This is a genomic window from Nocardia sp. CA-084685, from assembly GCF_050955785.1.
Taxonomy (GTDB): Bacteria; Actinomycetota; Actinomycetes; order Mycobacteriales; family Mycobacteriaceae; genus Nocardia.
This window is the reverse complement of the sequence record NZ_CP192094.1, coordinates 8,638,473-8,656,149: the sequence shown is the minus strand read 5'-3', so window position 1 is coordinate 8,656,149 and position 17,677 is coordinate 8,638,473. Positions and strand designations below refer to the sequence as shown.

The following is a 17,677-nucleotide window of genomic DNA, read 5'->3' as shown; positions in this document are numbered from 1 at the left end:
AACGTCGCTCGTAAGACTCGCTCCGTGGTGGTTGCTGGTGGCGGGGCGTTCGGCATCTCGTGTACGCGGCTGGATGGTCGAGACTTCGAGTTCGTCGCAAGCGTTTCGACGGCTTGGAGGCGAGATGGGCCGCGAACTCCTCGCTCGTAAGACTCACTCCCTCGAGGTTGTGATAGCGGGGTGTTCGGGGCGTGGTGCATGGGTGCTGGATGGTTGAGACTCGCGCTCGGCGCTTGTGCTTCGACGGCTCTTCGCGAGGCGGGGCGCCAACGGGTTGCTTTTAAGGCTCACTCCGTTGAGGTTGTGATGGCGGGGTGTTCGGGGCGTGGTGCACGGGTGCTGGATCGTTGAGACTCGCGCTTGCGTGGTGTGCTTCGACGGCTCGAATGCGAGGCGGGCCGCGAAGGTCGCTCGTACGACTCGCTCCGCGCGGAGTGATCGGGCGGTAACGTGGCACCGCAAATCGATTCGCTGTGCTGATGCGGATCATGGATATGCGGCGCATGCCAGCCGCCCGCGTCCGGTGGTGGACGCGGGCGGCAAAATCCCAATCGAAGACATCTGTCGTGCGGGAGCGCAGCGAGTGAACCAATGGCACAGCGCCCACTGGGCACAATGGTGCCGAGCGCTAACGAGGTGCCGATGTGAGCAGGGTGACGAAGACGTCGAAGGAACTGTCTGAGAGGCTGGAGGCGTGAATCCGTCTACAGCGCAGGCGCAAGTGGTCGTTGACGAACTCGCGCGTGGGGGTGTGCGGGATGTCGTGCTGTGCCCAGGGTCGAGAAACGCGCCCCTGGCATTCGCACTGCAGGCGGCCGATGCGGCGGGCCGACTCCGCCTGCATATGCGCATCGATGAGCGAACCGCTGGCTTCCTGGCCATCGGTCTCGCTATCGCCAGTCGGCTGCCGGTACCGGTGGTGATGACTTCCGGGACCGCGGTAGCCAATCTGGGCCCAGCGGTGCTGGAGGCGAACTACGCCCGGGTTCCGCTGGTGGTGCTCAGCGCCAACCGGCCCTACGAAATGCTCGGTTCCGGCGCCAATCAGACCGTTGAACAGCTCGGGCTGTTCGGTAGCCAGGTCCGTGCCTCGATCAGCCTCGGACTCGCTGAGGAGGAATCCGCTACCGACGGCGGCGTGCCCTACGGCCAGCAGAACAGCCAGTGGCGTTCGGCGGTCTGCCGGGTACTCGCCGCTGCCCGCGGCACCCGTTCCGGCAATGCGGGGCCGGTGCATTTCGACATCCCCCTGCGCGAACCGCTGGTGCCGGATCACATGCCGGACGAATGGGCACCCCAGGGCCGCCCCGGCGGCGAGGCATGGACGAGCACCCGGTACGCGACCCTCGATGTGCCGCTCGAACTCGACCTGACGCCCGACACCGTCGTCATCTCCGGCCACGGCGCCGGCTTGCGGCCGGAACTGGCCGAACTGCCGACGGTGGCCGAACCAACCGCCCCGATGCACGGTCCGTCCCTGCATCCGCTGGCCTTGCCGCTGCTGAAGCCGCGCCAGGCGATCATTACCGGGCGGCCGACGCTACATCGTCAAGTCGCCAAGGTGCTGGCCGATCCGGCTGTCACCGTGTACGCGCTCACCACAGGTCCGCGCTGGCCCGATGTCTCCGGCAATGTGGTCGGCACCGGAACCAGAGCGGTGACCACGGGCGCACCGAGTGCGGACTGGCTCGCGCAATGCCGTGAACTCGATGCGAAGGCCGGTCAGGTCGTGCGCGCGGAACTGGCGAACCATCCCAAGCCGACCGGGCTGCATGTGGCCGCGGTGGTGATGGACGCACTGCGCGAGGGCGATCAGCTGCTGCTCGGCGCATCCAATCCGGTGCGCGACGCGGCCCTGGTCGCACAGCCGCGGCCCGGTGTTCAGGTGCTGTCCAATCGCGGTGTGGCCGGAATCGACGGCACAGTTTCCACGGCCGTCGGTGCGGCACTGCACCACACCGGCCGCACCATCGCCCTGATCGGTGACCTCACCTTCTTGCACGACGCCTCTGGCCTGCTCATCGGCCGCGGTGAACCCCGCCCCGCCGATCTGACCATCGTGGTAGCCAATGACGACGGCGGCGGCATCTTCGAACTCCTGGAGCAGGGCGATCCGCAGTACGCCGGTGTTTTCGAGCGGGTGTTCGGTACGCCGCACGGGATGGATCTGGCCGCGCTGTGCGCCGCCTACCGTATTCCGCACAAGCAGGTCGATACCGAGCAGTTGGCGGTCGAGTTGGCTGGGCATGCGCACGGATTGCGGGTGCTAGAGGTCGCGACCGAGCGTTCCAGTCTCCGCGAGCTGCACGCGACGGTGCGGGCCAAGATCGCGCCGTGAGCGAGTACCAGCGAGTGAGCCACGCACAGCGCGCCAAGCGCGCGGTGGAGCAGAGCGCTGGTGAGGCCGGTGTGCGTGAGTGAACTTCAGGCACAACGCGGGCGGTGGGGCGTGGCGCTGGTGAGGTGTAGCCGGTAGGCGCGAGTGAATCTCAGGTGCAGCGCGTCGCGGCGTATGGGGGTCGAGTGCTGGTGAAGTGTGGCCGTGAGCGAGCGTCAGCGCGTGAGTCTTGGGCGCAGTACGCCACGGCGCACGGCTGGGCCAAGCGCTGGCGCGGCGCAGCCGTGGGCCGAGATCGGCTCAGTGGGCACCCGTCGGGCTCTGCGGCGTCAATCGTCCAGGCCGAAGCCGACTCCGATGGCTCGCACCGACTTCAGCCAGCGTGCGATCGCTCCTGCCGTACTTTTAGGTGCCGGCGAGCCTCTCGAGATCGAGCCCGATCAATACTCCGGCTCGGAATCGCGATCGTCATCCAGCGGCACCGGGATCGACTGTTCGACGACATCGGCCGGATTAGCTTCGAAGGCATCTCGGTCGACCGCCGCCGCGAGATCGCGTTCGGCGCTGTCGTCGGCCGTGTCATCGGCGATCTCGTCGTAGGCGGGGACGTTCTGCTCGACGTAGTCGGCTTCCGGAACCGCGTCGACGGTGCGGGAAGTGCTTGGATCGGTCATCGTTCATTCCTCTCCGCGCGTGCTTTTCGGCTGGGTACCCGATGCGCCGCCGAACGAACTCCAGGTGCCGCGGGAATCACAGCGCAGGCGGACAGCAGTCCAACACTGTTGAGAATGCACCTAGTCGGCCCGTGCGGCAACCCATCCGCTACTCGCCATCGACCGGACCCGAACCATTCGCCGGGAATTCGACGAGCGCCAATGTGCGCCCCGCCATGAACCGTGCCGTCCGCACGGCGACGCCCGTTCGCGTGACTTCGCTTACCTCGACCACCCCACGCGCGATGCGCACCTCGACCTTGCGCCCGGCCCGCGTCGCGGCCACTTCATAACTGCGAGACCCGTCGCCGAAATCGACGACGATCTCCACTCGATCGCCCTTCATCTACCAATTCTCCGCTTTTCCAGCACCTTTCGCCGCTACGACTTGGTTGCGATGGGTGGTGACCGGAAGATTGCGCGCAGTGCTGCGGCGCCCCGGGAGCGGTCGGTAGTGGCGGGAATGCTCCGTGCGGTGACGGGGCAACCAGTGTGGTCGTCGGCGGGAAGGTCTGAGGTGGCGGAGCGGCCAGTGGTCGTCGGGCGGGAAGCCACGTGAGATGGCGGGGAGGCCGGGTGTGGTCGGTGGTGGTGGGAAGGTCTCGTGCGGTGTCGGAGTGGCCGAATGTGGTCGGTGGTGGCGGGAATGCTCCGTGCGGTGGCGGGGCGACCAGTGTGGTCGCCGGGCGGGAAGCCACGTGAGATGGCGGGGAGGCCGGGTGTGGTCGGTGGTGGTGGGAAGGTCTCGTGCGGTGTCGGAGTGGCCGAGTGTGGTCGGTGGTGGCGGGAATGCTCCGTGCGGTGGCGGGGCGACTAGTGGTTGTCGGGCGGGAAGCTCTGAGGTAGCGGAGCGACCAGTGGTCGTCGGGAGGGAAGCCTCGTGCGGTGGTGGCGACCGGATGTGGTCGGCGGGCGCGGGAATGCTCCGTGCGGTGGCGGGGCAGCCAGTGGTCGTTGGGAGGGAAGCCACGTGCGGTGGTGGCGACCGGATGTGATCGGCGGTGGACGGGAGCGTGGCACCGATGAATTCCGTTGGCGCGCGCCGTCTCAATCGACGACGTCCGTTGCCGAGGAGGACCCGATGCACCCGAATTTCGATCTCGAACCGGCCGCCACCGCCTTGGAGGCGGTGGTCGGCGCCATTACCGATGATCAGCTCACCGCGCCCACGCCCTGCACCGACACCAGCGTGCGTGACCTGCTCGCCCATGTCATCGGACTGACCGAGGCCTTCCGGCAGGCCGCGACCAAGGAGGCGGTCGGCCGCTCGGTCCCGCCCGCCGTCGGCCCGGACAGCGACCTGCCTGCCGACTGGCGCTCCCGCATTCCGGCTCAGCTGAAGGCACTAGTCGCGGCCTGGCGCGAGCCGTCGGCTTGGGACGGCGAAACCGAAGCGGGCGGTGTGACCGCTCCGGCGGCCGTCATGGCCACGATCGCCCTGGACGAAATCGTGGTCCACACTTGGGATCTCGCCCGCGCAATCGGTCGGCAACCGGCCGTCGACCCCACCCATCTGACCATCCTGCTCGAATTCCTCAGGGACACACCGCCCGAGGGCACCCCGGGCATGTTCGGCCCGGTCGTTCGAGTTCCGGACACCGCCCCATTGCTGGACCGCATCGTCGGACTCACCGGCCGCGACCCGGCATGTGGGGTCCAATGAGGTGTGCCGTGACCGGTCGGAAGGACTGACCGTCGGACAGGCACGGGCGCTGCCCATGCGGGGCGTGCGGCTGCTGGACCCATATGTCGACGCTCGTCGGTCCGTCGCGCAGTTCATCGGCGACCTGGCCGAAGAACATCACCTCGACCCCATTGCGGTCCTGCGGGCCCTGCTGTTCACGTCCGAGCAACAGCTTTCGCGTGCTCTCCGACATAATTTTCGGCGCTTGGTTTCCCTGTGTGGGCTGTGGGATGGCGATATTCTCACCGTGTGCGATCTCGTCAGGGTGTGAGTGGGCGCACTCGTGCGGACGCGTCGGTATGCTGAGAACAGCCTGAGAGGACGCTGATGGTCTGGTCCCGTGCCGCTGCAGTGCGAGCGGTCGCCGACCGGATACTCGCGCTACCTGAACCCTTCGATGTTGAAACGGTATCGGGGGCTTGTGCCGCAGAGCTGCACGAGATCGGATGCCCTAACATTCATGCGCGTGAGTTCGAGGGTTATCCACAGGTCGGCCCCTTCGAAGTAGTCACGCTGCGGGTGCCGCGATCCGCTTCTCCGACGTCGATTCGGCTGCTGGCATTGACCACTCGGGCGGCCGCCGCGGTGCATGAGGCCGAACTGCGGGAGTTTTTCACGTTGTCCCGGCAGGACGTCGACATCAACCCGCACATACCACCAGAGGGAATGATTTCTTTCCGAGAAGTGGTTGGCGACAGAACATTGTTTCTGCAATTCACCGCACGATCGAGAGCGCTCACTGCTATCGCCGTCCACGAAGACGTCCGGCCCTCGCCACAGTACGGCTCGTGATCTGACCCTCGGTGCTCGGCTGCGACGCGGACCGGTGGCGACCGGCCCCACCGCCGCAAGACCGTGAATCATGATGGACCTTCCGAACCGTTTCGGTAGTTGCGCTCAAAGGCGTCCAAGCCCATTTCTGTGAAATCTTTGTTGTAGATCTCCTCGTAGTAGGACCGGTAGTTCTGTCCCCCACCGCTTCTCGATTCATCCGCATACCACCGGGCGCACTGTTGCCGCGCCTCGTCTCGGGTCAGCTCCCCGCGCATGTGCCGTTCGTAGATGTCCTCGTACTGGGCTCCGTATCTGCCGGAAACCCGAAGCCGGGGGCCGCCTGCCTCGGCTATCTCGCGCGCGACCTGTGCTTCCACGAGCGCTGCTTCGCCCTCGTCTCGCAAGTGCTCGAAAACGCTCTCGCGTACCCACATTTCACGCGACTGCCCCTCGTATCGCACTGGCCTCGGCCGATACGCTGCCCGACGAGCGTGGCCCACCTCGTGAGCCAATGCTCTGACCACCGGGCCCGGATCTCCGTCCCGCATGCGATTGTCGAAGACGATTTCTCTGCGCTGGCGATTCGAATAGGCGCCACCACCGATGTCGTCATACCGAATCGTCCAGCCATCGCTCAGGATCTCGCGTACGTCGGCACTCAAGGTTGGTGAGAGAGTGGTCAACTCCTCTACCTGGCTCCCGAGGCCGGTTCGTTCCGGCGTTGCTTCCGACGGATGCGGAATGCGAGGTATAGGTCCGGTCGCCTCGTTGTCGGGATGAGAAAATTTGGGGCTGCGAATCTCCGCCGCACCGCGCAGGTCGCCCGATACGAAGCGTTCGGACGCCTCGCGCAGCTCCCCGGCTTTGTGACGGTACCCTCGCTCGATAGCCTTGGCGCCGTTGGACATCGCGCTTCTGGTGGCGTGGAGCGCATCCCGCAGGATCCGCGCGACGCTATTGGTCATGCCGCCCCGTTACCTCGTACATGCGGCGTCCCGACGCGGTCGCGGCTACGCTGCCACGCGACCGTCCTCGCGCACGCACGACCAGGATATCGCCGTCACCAGTGCCCCACACGACGAATCGTTCAGCCTGTCGTCGGTGCGGCCGAACTCGTGGCGTGTGGTATTTCGCGCGACATCAATGACTTTGGTCGCAGCACTGCCTCAGGCCGACGAGACGTTCTTCTACCGGGTCCTGACCACCGACAGCTTCGGCCCCGACCCCTAAGCGCGACTTTTCGCGTCACTGGACGCTATGTGCCGACCCCTCTTGGGGCAACTGATCACCTGCCGAGGCCAAGCTTGCGCGCGATACGGGCCATCAGCTGAGACATCATGGCGGGGAACGAATCCGGGGCCGGAACCGTGACCGGTCGTACGCGGCCGTTGTGAATCGCGGTGATCCGCCACCCAGCGGGGGTCCGCACCAGCACCACGGTCTGCCGCGACAGACGGCGTTCGGGCAGCTTCGACCGCCACGGCATCAGCACCGACGCGGTGCCGTGCAGGATCGCGACATCCGGCGTCACGTACCGGATCGACTCCAATTCCCCGACCAGGGCCGAACCGGCGAGCACACCGCGAAAGAGTTTGTCGTGGTTGGCCTGGTGTTCTGTGCGGCCGATCGCCCGGGTGCCGTCATAGGACACGTAGTCGGAGTCCTCGGTGAACAGCGCGCCGAATGCCGCGGCATCGTTATCGGTCCAGGTCTGCATGAGCTGCTGGAAAACCGCGCTGAGTTGTGCGTCGTCGGTGCTGGCGCGATCGAGGGTCTCGTTCATGGTGCTGATCTCTTTCCGTGCTATCATTTCGAGGAACGAAATATACGATAACAGAAAGCTTCGAATGTCGAAAGATGAAATTATCGCCGAGATCGGGATGCAACTGCGCCTGCTGCAGGAGAGCTTCGATGCCTTCGATGAGGCCGTCGCCGCCCGCCTCGGCCTCAATCGCACCGATACCCGCTGCCTCGACATCGTGCTCGGTCGCGGCCCACTCGCCGCTGGCGAGCTGAGTGTCCAGCTGAAGCTGAGCCCCGCCGCGACCACCACCGTCATCGATCGACTCGTCCGCGCCGGATTCGTCACCCGCAACCAGGACCCAGCCAACCGTCGCCGCGTCCTGATCGAAGCCACCGAAACCGCCCAGTCAACCGCAGCCGAAATCTTCACCCCCGTCGGCCAGGCCGGCGCAAAAGCCCTGGCCCGCTACAACCCCACCCAACTGCACACCATCCTCGACTTCCTACGCACCGCCCTCGAAGTCCATCAAGCCCACACCAACACCTGATCAAGATCAGGTGGCATCCATGGTGGCGTCGCCCGAGAAGCTCCCGCAGTCAGTTCCACCTGATCTTGATCGAAGGCCGGGTTTGGCCTCGCGATGCTCGCGGCTGGGCCTCAGGCGCTGTGTGGCGCTTTTGGTTGGGCTGTGAAGATTCCCGCTGACGCTGCCGTCGCGGCTGCTGCGGCGGCGGTGCGGGCGGCTGTGTCGTCGATTGGGTCGCCGCTGGCCAAGAGGCGGTAGTAGAGAGGGGAGGAGACGGCGGTGAGGACGGCGCGGGCGTCGGTGTTGTCGGGGATTTCGCCGCGGGCGATGGCGGCTTCGATGCAGGGGGTCCATTCGGTGAGGCGGATGTCGTAGAAGCGACGCAGGGCGGCTGCGGCGGTCTCGTCGCAGGTGGCCGCGGCGATGACGGCCTGGAAGAGCTTGCCTTGGCGGGGGTCGGTCAGGGTTTTGGCGACCAGGCGGGCGTTGGCGGTGAGATCGCCGAGTAGGGAGCCGGTATCGGCGTGTGGCAGCGATTGTTCGGCCATATCGACGAGCAAATCGGTGACGAGTCCGGTGGCGTTGCGCCAGCGGCGGTAGGCCGTCGTCTTGCCGACCTCCGCGCGCGCCGCGACCTCGGTCAGGTCCAGGTGCGCGAATCCGCGCTCGGCGAGCAGATCGCCCGCCGCCTGGAGCACCGCCTCGCGGACGCGGGCAGTACGCCCGCCTGGGCGAATCGAGCCAGGAACGGCGTCAGACTCCATAACAGAACTCCAGTTTCATTTACGGTGCGACGGGTGTATGGTTCGAACCATTAACGGAACTATAGACCCTTTAGGAGTCACCATGGAGTACCGTCGGCTCGGTGCATCAGGTCTGACCGTCCCGGCGCTGAGCTTCGGCGCGGGCACCTTCGGTGGGCGTGGCGAACTGTTCAGCGCATGGGGTGATACCGATGCCGAGCAGGCGCGTCGACTGGTCGATATCAGTCTGGATGCGGGCGTCACGATGTTCGATACGGCCGATGTCTATTCCGACGGCGCCTCCGAAGAGGTGCTCGGTGCGGCCATCAAGGGCCGGCGCGACCAACTGCTGCTGTCCACCAAGGCGAGTCTGCCGACCGGTCCAGGTCCGCTCGACGCCGGTTCCGGCCGTTCGCGCTTGATCAACGCGGTCGAGGGTTCACTGCGCAGGCTCGGCACCGACTACATCGACCTGTTCCAACTGCACGCCTTCGACGCGCACACCCCGGTCGAGGAAGTCCTCGCGGCACTGGACGATCTGGTGCACGCGGGCAAGATCCGCTATCTCGGCGCCTCCAACTTCGCGGGCTGGCAGCTGATGAAATCCCTTGCCGCGGCGGACCGGCACGGCCTGACTCGCTACGTCGCGCACCAGGTCTACTACTCACTCGTAGGCCGCGACTACGAATGGGAGCTCATGCCGCTCGGCCAGGATCAGGGCGTCGGTGCGGTGGTCTGGAGTCCGCTCGGTTGGGGCAGGCTGACCGGGAAAATCCGTCGCGGCCAACCGCTTCCGGAGGGCAGCCGCTTGCATCAGACCGCCGAGGCGGGTCCGCCGGTCGATGACGAAAAGCTCTATGACGTGGTCGACACCCTCGACGAACTCGCCGCCGAGACCGGCAGAACCGTTCCGCAGATCGCGCTCAACTGGCTGCTGCGGCGTCCAACGGTATCGACTGTCATCGTCGGCGCACGCAATGCGGACCAGCTGCGCCAGAACCTCGGCGCGATCGGCTGGGAACTCGATGCCGAGCAGATCGCGCGCCTCGACAAGGCCAGCGCGACTACCCCGGCCTATCCCTACTATCCGTATTACCGGCTGCCGGATTTCGCTCGGTTGAGTGCTCCCGCGGTGTGATGTGATCGGCCGCTAGTGCAGGATCGAAACGGGAATTCAGGCCAACCCCTCAGTACACGTCGCGAACGTACCGCTTCTCGGCGACCAACTGCTTCCGGAATGCCAGCGCCCCGTCCTCGTCGAGCTTGCCGTGGATCCTGGCAATGGCTAGAAGGGTGTCGTCGACATCCTTGGCCATGCGCGCGGCATCACCGCACACATAGAAGTGCGCGCCGTCGCGCAGCCAGGACCACAGCTTGGCCCCGTGCTCGATCATCCGGTGCTGCACGTAGATCCGCTCGCGCTGGTCGCGGGAGAAGGCCAGATCGAGGCGGGTGAGGAAGCCCGAGCGGAACATATCCTCCAATTCCGCTCGGTAGTAGAAATTCTGGGCGGCATGCTGATCGCCGAAAAACAGCCAGTTGCGGCCGCTGCAGCCGAGGGCACGGCGTTCCTGCAGGAAGCCGCGGAACGGCGCGATGCCGGTGCCAGGGCCGACCATGATCATCGGGGTCGTCGGATCCAGCGGCGGCCGGAAATGCGGTGCACGCTGCAGGAAGATCGGCACCGCGGATTCGGTGGTGTCGGCACGGTCGGCGAGGAAGGTCGAGCACACCCCACCGCGGCGCACGGCCGATCCGGTCGCGGCCGGATCGCCGTATCGGACGACACCCACGGTGAGCTGCACCTCGTCGGGACTGACCAGCGGACTCGACGAAATCGAATACTGGCGCGGCTGTAGCTTTTTCAGCGTGCCGAGCCATTCGACCAGATCGGCGCGCACTGGAAAATCGCGCAGCACATCCACGGCCTGCCGGTCCCACAGGTAGTTGTCGAGCTCATTGCGATTATCGCGGCGCAGTAGTTTCGCCAGCCGATTATTGGGATTGCGTTCGGCGATGAAGGTGAGCAGATCGTGGCTGACCTTCGTAATGTCGTAGCGGGTCCGCAGCGCCTGCGCCAGCGGCAATTCCTGGTTGTCGACTTCGACCATCCGGCGACCGTCCAACCTGGTCGCGCCGAGCCATTCGGCGACCATCGAATCGGCATTCGTCGGCCAGACCCCGAGTGAATCGCCGACCTCGTAGCCCGCTTTCAGTCCACGCAGGTCGAAGCCGAACTGACGCACTTCCTTCTGCGATCCGACGTTCGACAACGGCTCATTGCGCACCAACGGTGCGGTCACCGGGGCGTTGCGGGTGAACGGCGCTGGTCCGGCGGTCTGGGTTCCGACGGACGGTGCCGTACGGGTCAGCACCATCGTGGCGCCGGTGGACCGTTCGGGCGGCCGAGGTCCGCCGTGACCGGATGAATTCGGTTCGGCTGCACCGCCGTCGAGTACGGTGAGCACCTCGTCGAGCCAGCGCGCCGCCGCCTCCTCGTAATCGGGTTCGCTGTCGACGCGCGGGAGGAGACGGGTGGCCCCGCGCTCGGTCAGTTTCGCGTCCAGTTTGCGTCCGTGACCGCAGAAGTCGTCATAGGAGGAATCGCCGAGTGCGAATACCGCGTACCGCATGCCGGTCAATCGGATCACGCTATCGTCCAGGCGTTCCCAGAAGTCGGTGCCGTTATCCGGCGGACCACCGTCGCCGAAGGTACTGCTGATCACTAGCACATCACCGGTGAGTTCGTGGAGTTCGCACGAGTCCATATCGAGCAGCCGCGGCGCGAAACCGGATTCGGTCAGGCGCGCGGCCGTCGTCGCCGCGAACTCTTCGGCCGTGCCGGTCTGTGAGGCCCACAACACGGTGATCGGACGGGCGGGTTGGCTGGGGGCCATATCGGCGGGCGCGGATTCTATTGCCGCACTTCGCGAATACATACCGGCCAAAAGCCCATCGATCCACAGCCGACTGTTCTTGGCCAGCGGTGCGGATTCGGGCAGCACCGGCTGACCGGTTACCGGAATGGATTGCAGCGCTGAAAGATATCCGGCGAGATAGATCCGCTCGGTCTCACTGAGCGTAGGGGCAGTGCCCACGTCGAGCCCCAGCATGACCGCCAACGGGTGCGAGCCGTGATTTGTGACGGTTTCCGGTACCGAAGGAGTTTCGGTCGCTTTCGGCATCACCGCGACCCGCCGCAACGAAACCGCGCACGCCTTGAATTCGGGCTGCAACGAGTCCGGATCGACCGCATCGTTGGTCACGGCATTGATCGTCAGATATTCGCCCTGCTCGTCATTCCAATGAAACGGCGCGAAGCAATCGCCGGGCCGCACCCGCTCGCTGATCTGCACCGGCAGCACCGCTCGCCCACGCCGGGAAGCTATTTCGAGCTGGTCACCCGGTTCGACCCCGAGCCGCTCGGCATCATCGGGATGCACCTCGACGAACGGCTGCCCGGTCAACTTGGTCAGCTTGTCGATCTTGCCGGTCTTGGTCATGGTGTGCCACTGATGCTGCAAGCGGCCGGTATTCAGCATGAACGGGTAGTCGTCGTCGGGCATTTCCGCCGGCGACATGTGCGGGCGCGGCCAGAACACCGCGCGACGGCTCGGTGTCGCGAACACCAACCGGGGCTGGCGCCCGGTGTCGTCGACGAAAAGCGCCTGGCTGACACCGTCATTGAGGTAGCGGATCGGGTTGCGCGTGCGGTCGGGCTCGGCGCACGGCCACTGCATCGGCCCCTCGCGCAACCGCTCGTAGCTCATTCCCCGCAGGTCGTATCCGGTGCTCGGATTGGCGAACTGCTTGATCTCGTCGAAAACCTCGGCACTGGAGCGGTATTCGAAACCTTCGAAACCCATCGCGGTGGCGACCTGCGCGATCAACAGCCAGTCCGGCCGGGCATCGCCGATCGGATCCATCGAGCGCTGCAGCAGCGTGACATTGCGCTCCGAATTCACCATCACCGCATCGGCTTCGGCCCACAGCGTGGCGGGCAGCAGTATGTCGGCGTAGGAATTGGTGGCGGTATCGGTGTAGGCATCCTGCACAATGACCAGCTCGGCCGCCTCCAGCCCACCGATGACCGTCTTGCGGTTGGCGACGGTGGCAACGGGATTGGTGCAGATGATCCAGGCCGCCTTGATCTGCCCCTCGGACAGCTCGCGGAACATCTCGATCGTGCCCGGTCCGGCCTCGGTGCGCAGCGTGCCGGGTTCGACACCCCACGCCGTCTCCACGAAGCTGCGGTCGGCGGGGGAGAGCAGGCTGCGCTGGCCGGGCAAACCCGGTCCCATATAACCCATTTCGCGCCCGCCCATGGCATTCGGCTGGCCGGTCAGCGAGAACGGCCCGCTGCCGGGACGACAAATGGCCCCGGTAGCGAGGTGCAGGTTGCAGAGTGCGTTGGTGTTCCAGGTGCCGTGGGTGGACTGGTTGAGTCCCATGGTCCACAGCGACATCCATGCACCGGATTCGCCGATCCAGCGCGCGGCCCTGCGGATATCGGCCTCGGCGAGCCCGGTGATCGCGGCGACCTTGTCCGGTGGGTAATCGGCGAGGAAGTCCGGCATCGCGGCCCATCCCTCGGTGTGCTCGGCGATGAAGTCCGCATCGATATCACCGTTGTCGACGAGCAGGTGCAGCAGCCCGTTCAGCAGCGCTAGGTCGGTACCCGGTGCGATCTGCAGGAACAGATCAGCTCGCGCCGCGGTATCGGTGCGCCGCGGATCAACCACGATCAGCTTCGCCCCGGCCTTGACCCGGTCGATCATGCGCAGATACAGGATCGGATGGCAGTCGGCCATATTCGCGCCGATCACGAAGAACAGATCGGCGTGTTCGAAGTCGTCATAGGAGCCGGGCGGCCCGTCCGCGCCGAGTGACTGCTTGTAGCCGGTCCCGGCACTGGCCATGCACAGCCGGGAATTGGCCTCGATGTGCTTGGTCCGCAGATATCCCTTGGCCAACTTGGTCGCGAGGTACTGCGCCTCCAGGGACATCTGCCCGGAGACATACAGCGCAATGGCGTCCGGTCCATGTTCGTCCAGAATCGTCCGCAGCCGGGTGGCGACCTCGTGCACCGCCTCGTCGACAGGCACGGGGACCGGCACCTGACCGCGCTCGGGCCGTCGGTATGCGGTCTCCATCCGCCCCGGCGCCGCCATCAACTCCTGGTGGGTAGCACCCTTGGTGCACAGCCGGCCAGCATTCGTCGGATGCAGTTTGTCACCGCGCACCTTGGCGATGACCGGCGCGCCGTCGGCACCCGCGCGGGTCTCGACCACGATGCCGCAGCCGACGCCGCAGTACGAACACGCCGTGGTGGCGGTGCTCGCGCGGTCGATGCCTGCATCGGTCATGCCACCGATCATGCGCACCGCCGGTTGCGGCCGATTTACCCAACGTTATCGGCAGGTGACAATTAACCTCACCGCACCAGATTTCCCTCGTGAGGTGTGGCGTGCGCCACGAAAATATGCCGCGGCCAGGTGCGCGGTCCGGTTCGGCGGTCAGCCCAATTTGTAAGCGCGGTGCAGTGCGACGATGCCGCCGGTCAGATTGCGCCATTTCACCGACGACCAGCCCGCATCGGCGAGCCGCAGCGCCAACTGCCGCTGATTCGGCCAGGCCCGGATGGATTCGGCGAGGTAGACGTAGGCATCCGGATTACTGCTCACCGCCACCGCGACCTTCGGCAGCGCCTTCATCAGGTACTCCAGATAAATGGTGCTGAACACCGGCACGATCGGCGTGGAGAATTCGCAGATCACCATCCGCCCGCCCGGCTTGGTGACCCGCAGCATTTCGCGCAGCGCGGTATCGGTTTCGGAGATATTGCGCAGACCGTAGGAGATGGTCACCGCGTCGAACGAATCGTCGGCGAAGGGCAGCGCGGTCGCATCAGCGGCCACCTTCGGCACATCGCGGGATTTACCCGCGGCGAGCATGCCCTGGGAGAAGTCGGCCGCCAGGCACCAGGCACCGGATTTCGCCAGGTCCAGCGTGGAAATGCCGGTGCCCGCGGCGAGGTCGAGCACCCGCTCACCCGGCCGCGGCGCGACGGCCTTGCGCACCGCCCAGCGCCAATATCGGTCCTGCCCCAAGGAGATGACGGTGTTGGTCAGGTCGTACCGCTTCGCGACCCCGTCGAACATCGACGCGACCTCGTGCGGCTGCTTGTCCAGCGAAGCCCGAACCGGTTCCCGCTGCTCTGTTTTCGCCACACCCCCGAACCTACCGCGCGTAACACATGAGGGGCGAGACTCCCGCGCCGAGCTGGCCCAGACAATCTGTCCTATCCGTCGGACCCGCCTGCCTTTTTCGTGGTCACACCCTTTCCGAGGTCGCGAAACTCACATGTGAACGCCTCACGCGCTGTGCGGCAACCGGGTCCGAATCCCCGTGACGTCGGCGTAGTGGCCCATCAACTCGGTGCAGATGGCGGGCCAGGTCCGGTGCAGCACGGACTTGCGGGCGGCCGCGGCGAATCGCGCGCGCGAGACCGGATCACGTAGCGCCGCAACCGCGCTGGGCAGCAGCTCGGCGAAGCGATCCACCGGCAGCAGGTAGCCGTTGCGGCAGTGCGCGATCAGATCGCGCGGTCCGCCCGCATCCGGCCCGATCACCGGTACCCCGGCGGCGAGTGCCTCCTGCACGCCCTGACAGAACGTCTCGTGCTCACCCGCGTGCACCATCACATCCAGGCTCGCGTACGCCTGTGCGAGGTCGTCACCGCCGAGCTCACCGGTGAAGATGGCGGTAGGCAGCATCCGTGCCAACCGGGTCCGCTCGGGCCCGTCCCCGACGATCACCAGCTGGATCGCCGGATCACTTCCCAGCACCGCGAGCCGCTCCACATGCTTCTCCGGGGCCAGTCGCCCGACAAACCCGACCAGCAACGTGTCCTGGCCACGCGACCAGGAGCCCCGCAGCTCCGGCCGCTTCGCCGACGGCGTGAACCGACCGATATCGACACCGCGGCCCCAGCGGTGCACCCGCGGAATCCCGTGCCGCCGCAAATCCTCGGCCGCCGCGCGTGACGGTGCCAATGTCCGTGTCGCGCCCTCATGAATCCGGCGGGTCCAGGCCCAGGCCGCCCGACTGGCCAGCCCGAGGCCGTAACTTTTCGCGAATCCGGCCACATCGGTCTGATAAATCGCGACCGTCGGCAGATCCAGCCGCATCGCCGCACCGAGACCACCCGCGCCGAGTAGGAAGGGTGAGGCCAGATGCACCACATCCGCGTCGAATTCGTCGATCGCGGCGGTGATGCCGGGTTGCGGCAGGCCCACCGGAAGTGAGCTGACTTTCGGCACCATCACCGCTGGTACCAGATGCACCGGGAACCTTTTGTAGACCCGTGGAGCGGCGGGCAGCCCGTGCGGGGTGTCCGGCGCGATCACCAGCGCCTCGTGCCCGTGCTGGTCCAGGTGGTCCAGCACCCGGAGCACGGAATTGACGACGCCGTTCATATTCGGCAGGAACGACTCCGAAACGATGGCTACACGCACCATCCCAGGTTGACCCGCGCAACGCGCCACGCCGTCACGTCGACATGACCGATACGCAAAGATCCGGCGAACTGTCGGGGCTGCTCGCCTCAGGCGGCGCCAGCCGCCGCGCGCGGTCCGTTCACCGGGCCCGGCGTGCGGCGCTGTGCCCGCAGCAGCAGCCACATCGCGGGCACCGCGACCGCCCACACCACCAGAATCACCGACAGCGCGGGCTGAATCGCGACCCGCGCGTCGCGCCCGGCCACCCGGACCAGATCCGGATCCTTGCGGCTGTATTCCACATTGATCCGCTCACCGGCGGTGAGGTTGGTCGGATAGAGCACCCCGACCTTCGGATTGTGCGTCTTCCCGTCCGGTGTGACATAGATGACCGCCGAACGCAGCCGCCCGGCCGAGAGCACCTCGGCGGAGGTCACACCCTTGTCGGAGCTGATCAGATAGTCGTTGCGCCAGGCGGCGAGCACCAGCAGCACGACGAGGGCGCTGAGGAAGACCGCCGCCGTCAGCACCCCGATCCTGGCCCGCCGCAGGCGGTTCGAACGCCTTTCAGACTGGCTGGTTTCCGACACCACAACAGGCTACTTGCCGCCTCCGATACCGTGGGCGGCCATGTCCCGAAAATTCAGCTTCACCGTGCCCTACGCCGTCCCGGTCGAAGATCTTCACCGGGCACTCACCACCGATGACCTCTGGCAGTCCCGCTTCGCCCGCGCGGAGACCGCCACGCTCGACTTATCGCATCCGGACGGGGCGGGCACCATCCGCATTCATATGACCGAAAAGGCAAGCGGTGACAAGGTTCCCGGCATCGTGAGCAAGGTGCTCAAGAGCGAATTGGTGCTCTCGCGCACCGATGATTGGCAGGCATTGGACGGCGAAATCGCCAAGGGCACCTTCGAGGGCGCCACCGGCGGCATCAGCTCCGAAATGTCGGGCACCTACGAACTGCGACCGACCGCCGAGGGGGCCGAGGTCGAGGTGGTCGGCACCGTGCAGGTGAAGGTTCGGCTGGTCGGCGGTGCCATCGAAGCGCTCGCCGAGCAGTTGCATCACCGGGTGCTCGAGAGCGAGCGCAAACATATCGAGAAGTGGGTCGCCGCGCAGGCGAGCGCCTGACTTGTTCCGCACGCCCCGGCGAAAGCCGGGGCGTATCGGGCTCGGCGGCTATCCGGCGAAATCCTGCGGGCTGAATTCCTTGGGCTCCACCAGCACCAGCCAGTTGCCGGAGTTGTCCCGGATGATCGCCTCGGTCCCATAGGGGCGTTCGGCGGGCGGCTGGACGAACTCCACACCCTTGGCGGTCAATTCCTCGAACGTCTTCTGGCAGTCGTCGGTCTTCAGGCCGAGCGCGCCGTTGGTGCCATTGGCAAGAGCACGGCGGATGGCCTCTGCGAGATTCTCGTCCAGCGGCGGTCCCGGAATCATCAGGGTGATCTCGAGTTCCGGATGATCGGGATGTGCGACGCTGACCCAGCGGAATCCGTTGTCGCCCATCGCCACATCGCTGGACTCGACGAACCCCAGCTTTTCGGTGTACCACTGCTTGGCCGCATCCTGGTCGGTGACGTACACGGTGACCAGCGAGACATTCGTAATAGTCATGCCCAAAGGCTAGGAAACGCGTCGACCCGGACG

General features: G+C 66.0%; 18 protein-coding genes. 8 read left to right on the top strand and 10 right to left on the bottom strand.

Annotated elements, in window-relative coordinates; genetic code table 11:
• Window positions 1-694: 694 nt before the first annotated feature.
• The gene (menD, locus tag ACQP2U_RS37910; protein ID WP_433711951.1) at window positions 695-2,338 is read left to right on the top strand and encodes a 2-succinyl-5-enolpyruvyl-6-hydroxy-3-cyclohexene-1-carboxylic-acid synthase; all 1,644 of its coding nucleotides are present in this window, start codon (window positions 695-697) and stop codon (window positions 2,336-2,338) included.
• 440 nt (window positions 2,339-2,778) lie between these two features.
• On the opposite strand, the gene ACQP2U_RS37905 is transcribed toward menD, so the two are convergent.
• Together ACQP2U_RS37905 and ACQP2U_RS37900 are read right to left on the bottom strand one after the other, a co-directional pair.
• Window positions 2,779-3,012: a hypothetical protein gene (locus ACQP2U_RS37905; protein ID WP_433711950.1), complete on the bottom strand. Its 234-nt coding sequence runs from the start codon at window positions 3,010-3,012 to the stop codon at window positions 2,779-2,781.
• A 148-nt stretch (window positions 3,013-3,160) separates the two neighbouring features.
• The gene (locus ACQP2U_RS37900; RefSeq protein ID WP_062983773.1) at window positions 3,161-3,397 is read right to left on the bottom strand and encodes a hypothetical protein; all 237 of its coding nucleotides are present in this window, start codon (window positions 3,395-3,397) and stop codon (window positions 3,161-3,163) included.
• Window positions 3,398-4,132: 735 nt separating this feature from the next.
• Between ACQP2U_RS37900 and ACQP2U_RS37895 the strand changes: the two genes are divergently transcribed.
• The 3 genes from ACQP2U_RS37895 to ACQP2U_RS37885 all read left to right on the top strand — a co-directional run bounded on the left by ACQP2U_RS37895 (window position 4,133) and on the right by ACQP2U_RS37885 (window position 5,527).
• The gene (locus ACQP2U_RS37895) at window positions 4,133-4,714 is read left to right on the top strand and encodes a TIGR03086 family metal-binding protein (protein ID WP_433711949.1); all 582 of its coding nucleotides are present in this window, start codon (window positions 4,133-4,135) and stop codon (window positions 4,712-4,714) included.
• 55 nt (window positions 4,715-4,769) lie between these two features.
• Window positions 4,770-5,006 (top strand): hypothetical protein, encoded by a 237-nt coding sequence (locus tag ACQP2U_RS37890; RefSeq protein ID WP_433711948.1) that lies wholly within the window; start codon window positions 4,770-4,772, stop codon window positions 5,004-5,006.
• A gap of 80 nt (window positions 5,007-5,086) precedes the next feature.
• Window positions 5,087-5,527 (top strand): hypothetical protein, encoded by a 441-nt coding sequence (locus ACQP2U_RS37885; protein WP_433711947.1) that lies wholly within the window; start codon window positions 5,087-5,089, stop codon window positions 5,525-5,527.
• Between the two features lie 68 nt (window positions 5,528-5,595).
• Here ACQP2U_RS37885 and ACQP2U_RS37880 read toward each other — a convergent pair whose 3' ends face one another.
• Window positions 5,596-6,474 carry a hypothetical protein gene (locus tag ACQP2U_RS37880; RefSeq protein ID WP_433711946.1) on the bottom strand — a complete coding sequence of 293 codons (879 nt, stop codon included), beginning with the start codon at window positions 6,472-6,474 and terminating at the stop codon, window positions 5,596-5,598.
• Here ACQP2U_RS37880 and ACQP2U_RS37875 point away from each other — a divergent pair.
• The gene (locus ACQP2U_RS37875) at window positions 6,473-6,739 is read left to right on the top strand and encodes a hypothetical protein (protein ID WP_433711945.1); all 267 of its coding nucleotides are present in this window, start codon (window positions 6,473-6,475) and stop codon (window positions 6,737-6,739) included. The two genes, ACQP2U_RS37880 and ACQP2U_RS37875, sit on opposite strands and share 2 nt — an antisense overlap.
• 55 nt (window positions 6,740-6,794) lie before the next feature.
• Here the strand turns inward: ACQP2U_RS37875 and ACQP2U_RS37870 are convergent, their stop codons facing one another.
• Window positions 6,795-7,292, bottom strand: coding sequence for an SgcJ/EcaC family oxidoreductase (locus tag ACQP2U_RS37870; RefSeq protein ID WP_433711944.1), 498 nt, complete (start codon window positions 7,290-7,292; stop codon window positions 6,795-6,797).
• A gap of 64 nt (window positions 7,293-7,356) precedes the next feature.
• On the opposite strand from ACQP2U_RS37870, the gene ACQP2U_RS37865 reads away from it, so the two are divergent.
• Entirely contained in the window at window positions 7,357-7,800 is a 444-nt protein-coding gene (locus ACQP2U_RS37865) for a MarR family winged helix-turn-helix transcriptional regulator (RefSeq protein WP_433711943.1), read from the top strand.
• 110 nt (window positions 7,801-7,910) lie between these two features.
• Here ACQP2U_RS37865 and ACQP2U_RS37860 read toward each other — a convergent pair whose 3' ends face one another.
• Window positions 7,911-8,543 (bottom strand): TetR/AcrR family transcriptional regulator C-terminal ligand-binding domain-containing protein, encoded by a 633-nt coding sequence (locus tag ACQP2U_RS37860; protein ID WP_433711942.1) that lies wholly within the window; start codon window positions 8,541-8,543, stop codon window positions 7,911-7,913.
• Window positions 8,544-8,625: 82 nt separating this feature from the next.
• On the opposite strand from ACQP2U_RS37860, the gene ACQP2U_RS37855 reads away from it, so the two are divergent.
• A complete protein-coding gene (locus tag ACQP2U_RS37855) occupies window positions 8,626-9,660 on the top strand; it encodes an aldo/keto reductase (protein WP_433711941.1) in 1,035 nt (344 codons plus the stop codon).
• Window positions 9,661-9,709: 49 nt separating this feature from the next.
• On the opposite strand, the gene ACQP2U_RS37850 is transcribed toward ACQP2U_RS37855, so the two are convergent.
• The 4 genes from ACQP2U_RS37850 to ACQP2U_RS37835 form a co-directional block, all read right to left on the bottom strand.
• On the bottom strand, window positions 9,710-13,900 hold the full coding sequence (locus tag ACQP2U_RS37850) for a molybdopterin-dependent oxidoreductase (protein WP_433711940.1): 4,191 nt from the start codon (window positions 13,898-13,900) through the stop codon (window positions 9,710-9,712).
• Window positions 13,901-14,038: 138 nt separating this feature from the next.
• Window positions 14,039-14,752 (bottom strand): demethylmenaquinone methyltransferase, encoded by a 714-nt coding sequence (locus ACQP2U_RS37845; RefSeq protein ID WP_433711939.1) that lies wholly within the window; start codon window positions 14,750-14,752, stop codon window positions 14,039-14,041.
• Window positions 14,753-14,896: 144 nt separating this feature from the next.
• Window positions 14,897-16,039, bottom strand: coding sequence for a glycosyltransferase family 4 protein (locus tag ACQP2U_RS37840; protein WP_433716718.1), 1,143 nt, complete (start codon window positions 16,037-16,039; stop codon window positions 14,897-14,899).
• A gap of 89 nt (window positions 16,040-16,128) precedes the next feature.
• Window positions 16,129-16,611 carry a DUF3592 domain-containing protein gene (locus ACQP2U_RS37835; protein WP_433711938.1) on the bottom strand — a complete coding sequence of 161 codons (483 nt, stop codon included), beginning with the start codon at window positions 16,609-16,611 and terminating at the stop codon, window positions 16,129-16,131.
• Window positions 16,612-16,651: 40 nt separating this feature from the next.
• Between ACQP2U_RS37835 and ACQP2U_RS37830 the strand changes: the two genes are divergently transcribed.
• The gene (locus ACQP2U_RS37830; protein ID WP_433711937.1) at window positions 16,652-17,158 is read left to right on the top strand and encodes a DUF2505 domain-containing protein; all 507 of its coding nucleotides are present in this window, start codon (window positions 16,652-16,654) and stop codon (window positions 17,156-17,158) included.
• A 48-nt stretch (window positions 17,159-17,206) separates the two neighbouring features.
• Here the strand turns inward: ACQP2U_RS37830 and ACQP2U_RS37825 are convergent, their stop codons facing one another.
• Window positions 17,207-17,644: a VOC family protein gene (locus ACQP2U_RS37825; RefSeq protein ID WP_433711936.1), complete on the bottom strand. Its 438-nt coding sequence runs from the start codon at window positions 17,642-17,644 to the stop codon at window positions 17,207-17,209.
• Window positions 17,645-17,677: the final 33 nt, after the last annotated feature.

Excerpts from the sequence above, each read along its gene's own strand:
- ACQP2U_RS37855 (WP_433711941.1), top strand. The coding sequence starts at position 8,626 with ATGGAGTACCGTCGGCTCGGTGCATCAGGTCTGACCGTCCCGGCGCTG.
- ACQP2U_RS37875 (WP_433711945.1), top strand. The coding sequence starts at position 6,473 with ATGCCGCCCCGTTACCTCGTACATGCGGCGTCCCGACGCGGTCGCGGC.
- ACQP2U_RS37860 (WP_433711942.1), bottom strand. The coding sequence starts at position 8,543 with ATGGAGTCTGACGCCGTTCCTGGCTCGATTCGCCCAGGCGGGCGTACT.
- ACQP2U_RS37865 (WP_433711943.1), top strand. The coding sequence starts at position 7,357 with ATGTCGAAAGATGAAATTATCGCCGAGATCGGGATGCAACTGCGCCTG.
- ACQP2U_RS37895 (WP_433711949.1), top strand. The coding sequence starts at position 4,133 with ATGCACCCGAATTTCGATCTCGAACCGGCCGCCACCGCCTTGGAGGCG.
- ACQP2U_RS37905 (WP_433711950.1), bottom strand. The coding sequence starts at position 3,012 with ATGACCGATCCAAGCACTTCCCGCACCGTCGACGCGGTTCCGGAAGCC.
- ACQP2U_RS37830 (WP_433711937.1), top strand. The coding sequence starts at position 16,652 with ATGTCCCGAAAATTCAGCTTCACCGTGCCCTACGCCGTCCCGGTCGAA.
- ACQP2U_RS37850 (WP_433711940.1), bottom strand. The coding sequence starts at position 13,900 with ATGATCGGTGGCATGACCGATGCAGGCATCGACCGCGCGAGCACCGCC.
- ACQP2U_RS37825 (WP_433711936.1), bottom strand. The coding sequence starts at position 17,644 with ATGACTATTACGAATGTCTCGCTGGTCACCGTGTACGTCACCGACCAG.
- ACQP2U_RS37900 (WP_062983773.1), bottom strand. The coding sequence starts at position 3,397 with ATGAAGGGCGATCGAGTGGAGATCGTCGTCGATTTCGGCGACGGGTCT.
- ACQP2U_RS37870 (WP_433711944.1), bottom strand. The coding sequence starts at position 7,292 with ATGAACGAGACCCTCGATCGCGCCAGCACCGACGACGCACAACTCAGC.
- ACQP2U_RS37880 (WP_433711946.1), bottom strand. The coding sequence starts at position 6,474 with ATGACCAATAGCGTCGCGCGGATCCTGCGGGATGCGCTCCACGCCACC.
- ACQP2U_RS37890 (WP_433711948.1), top strand. The coding sequence starts at position 4,770 with ATGCGGGGCGTGCGGCTGCTGGACCCATATGTCGACGCTCGTCGGTCC.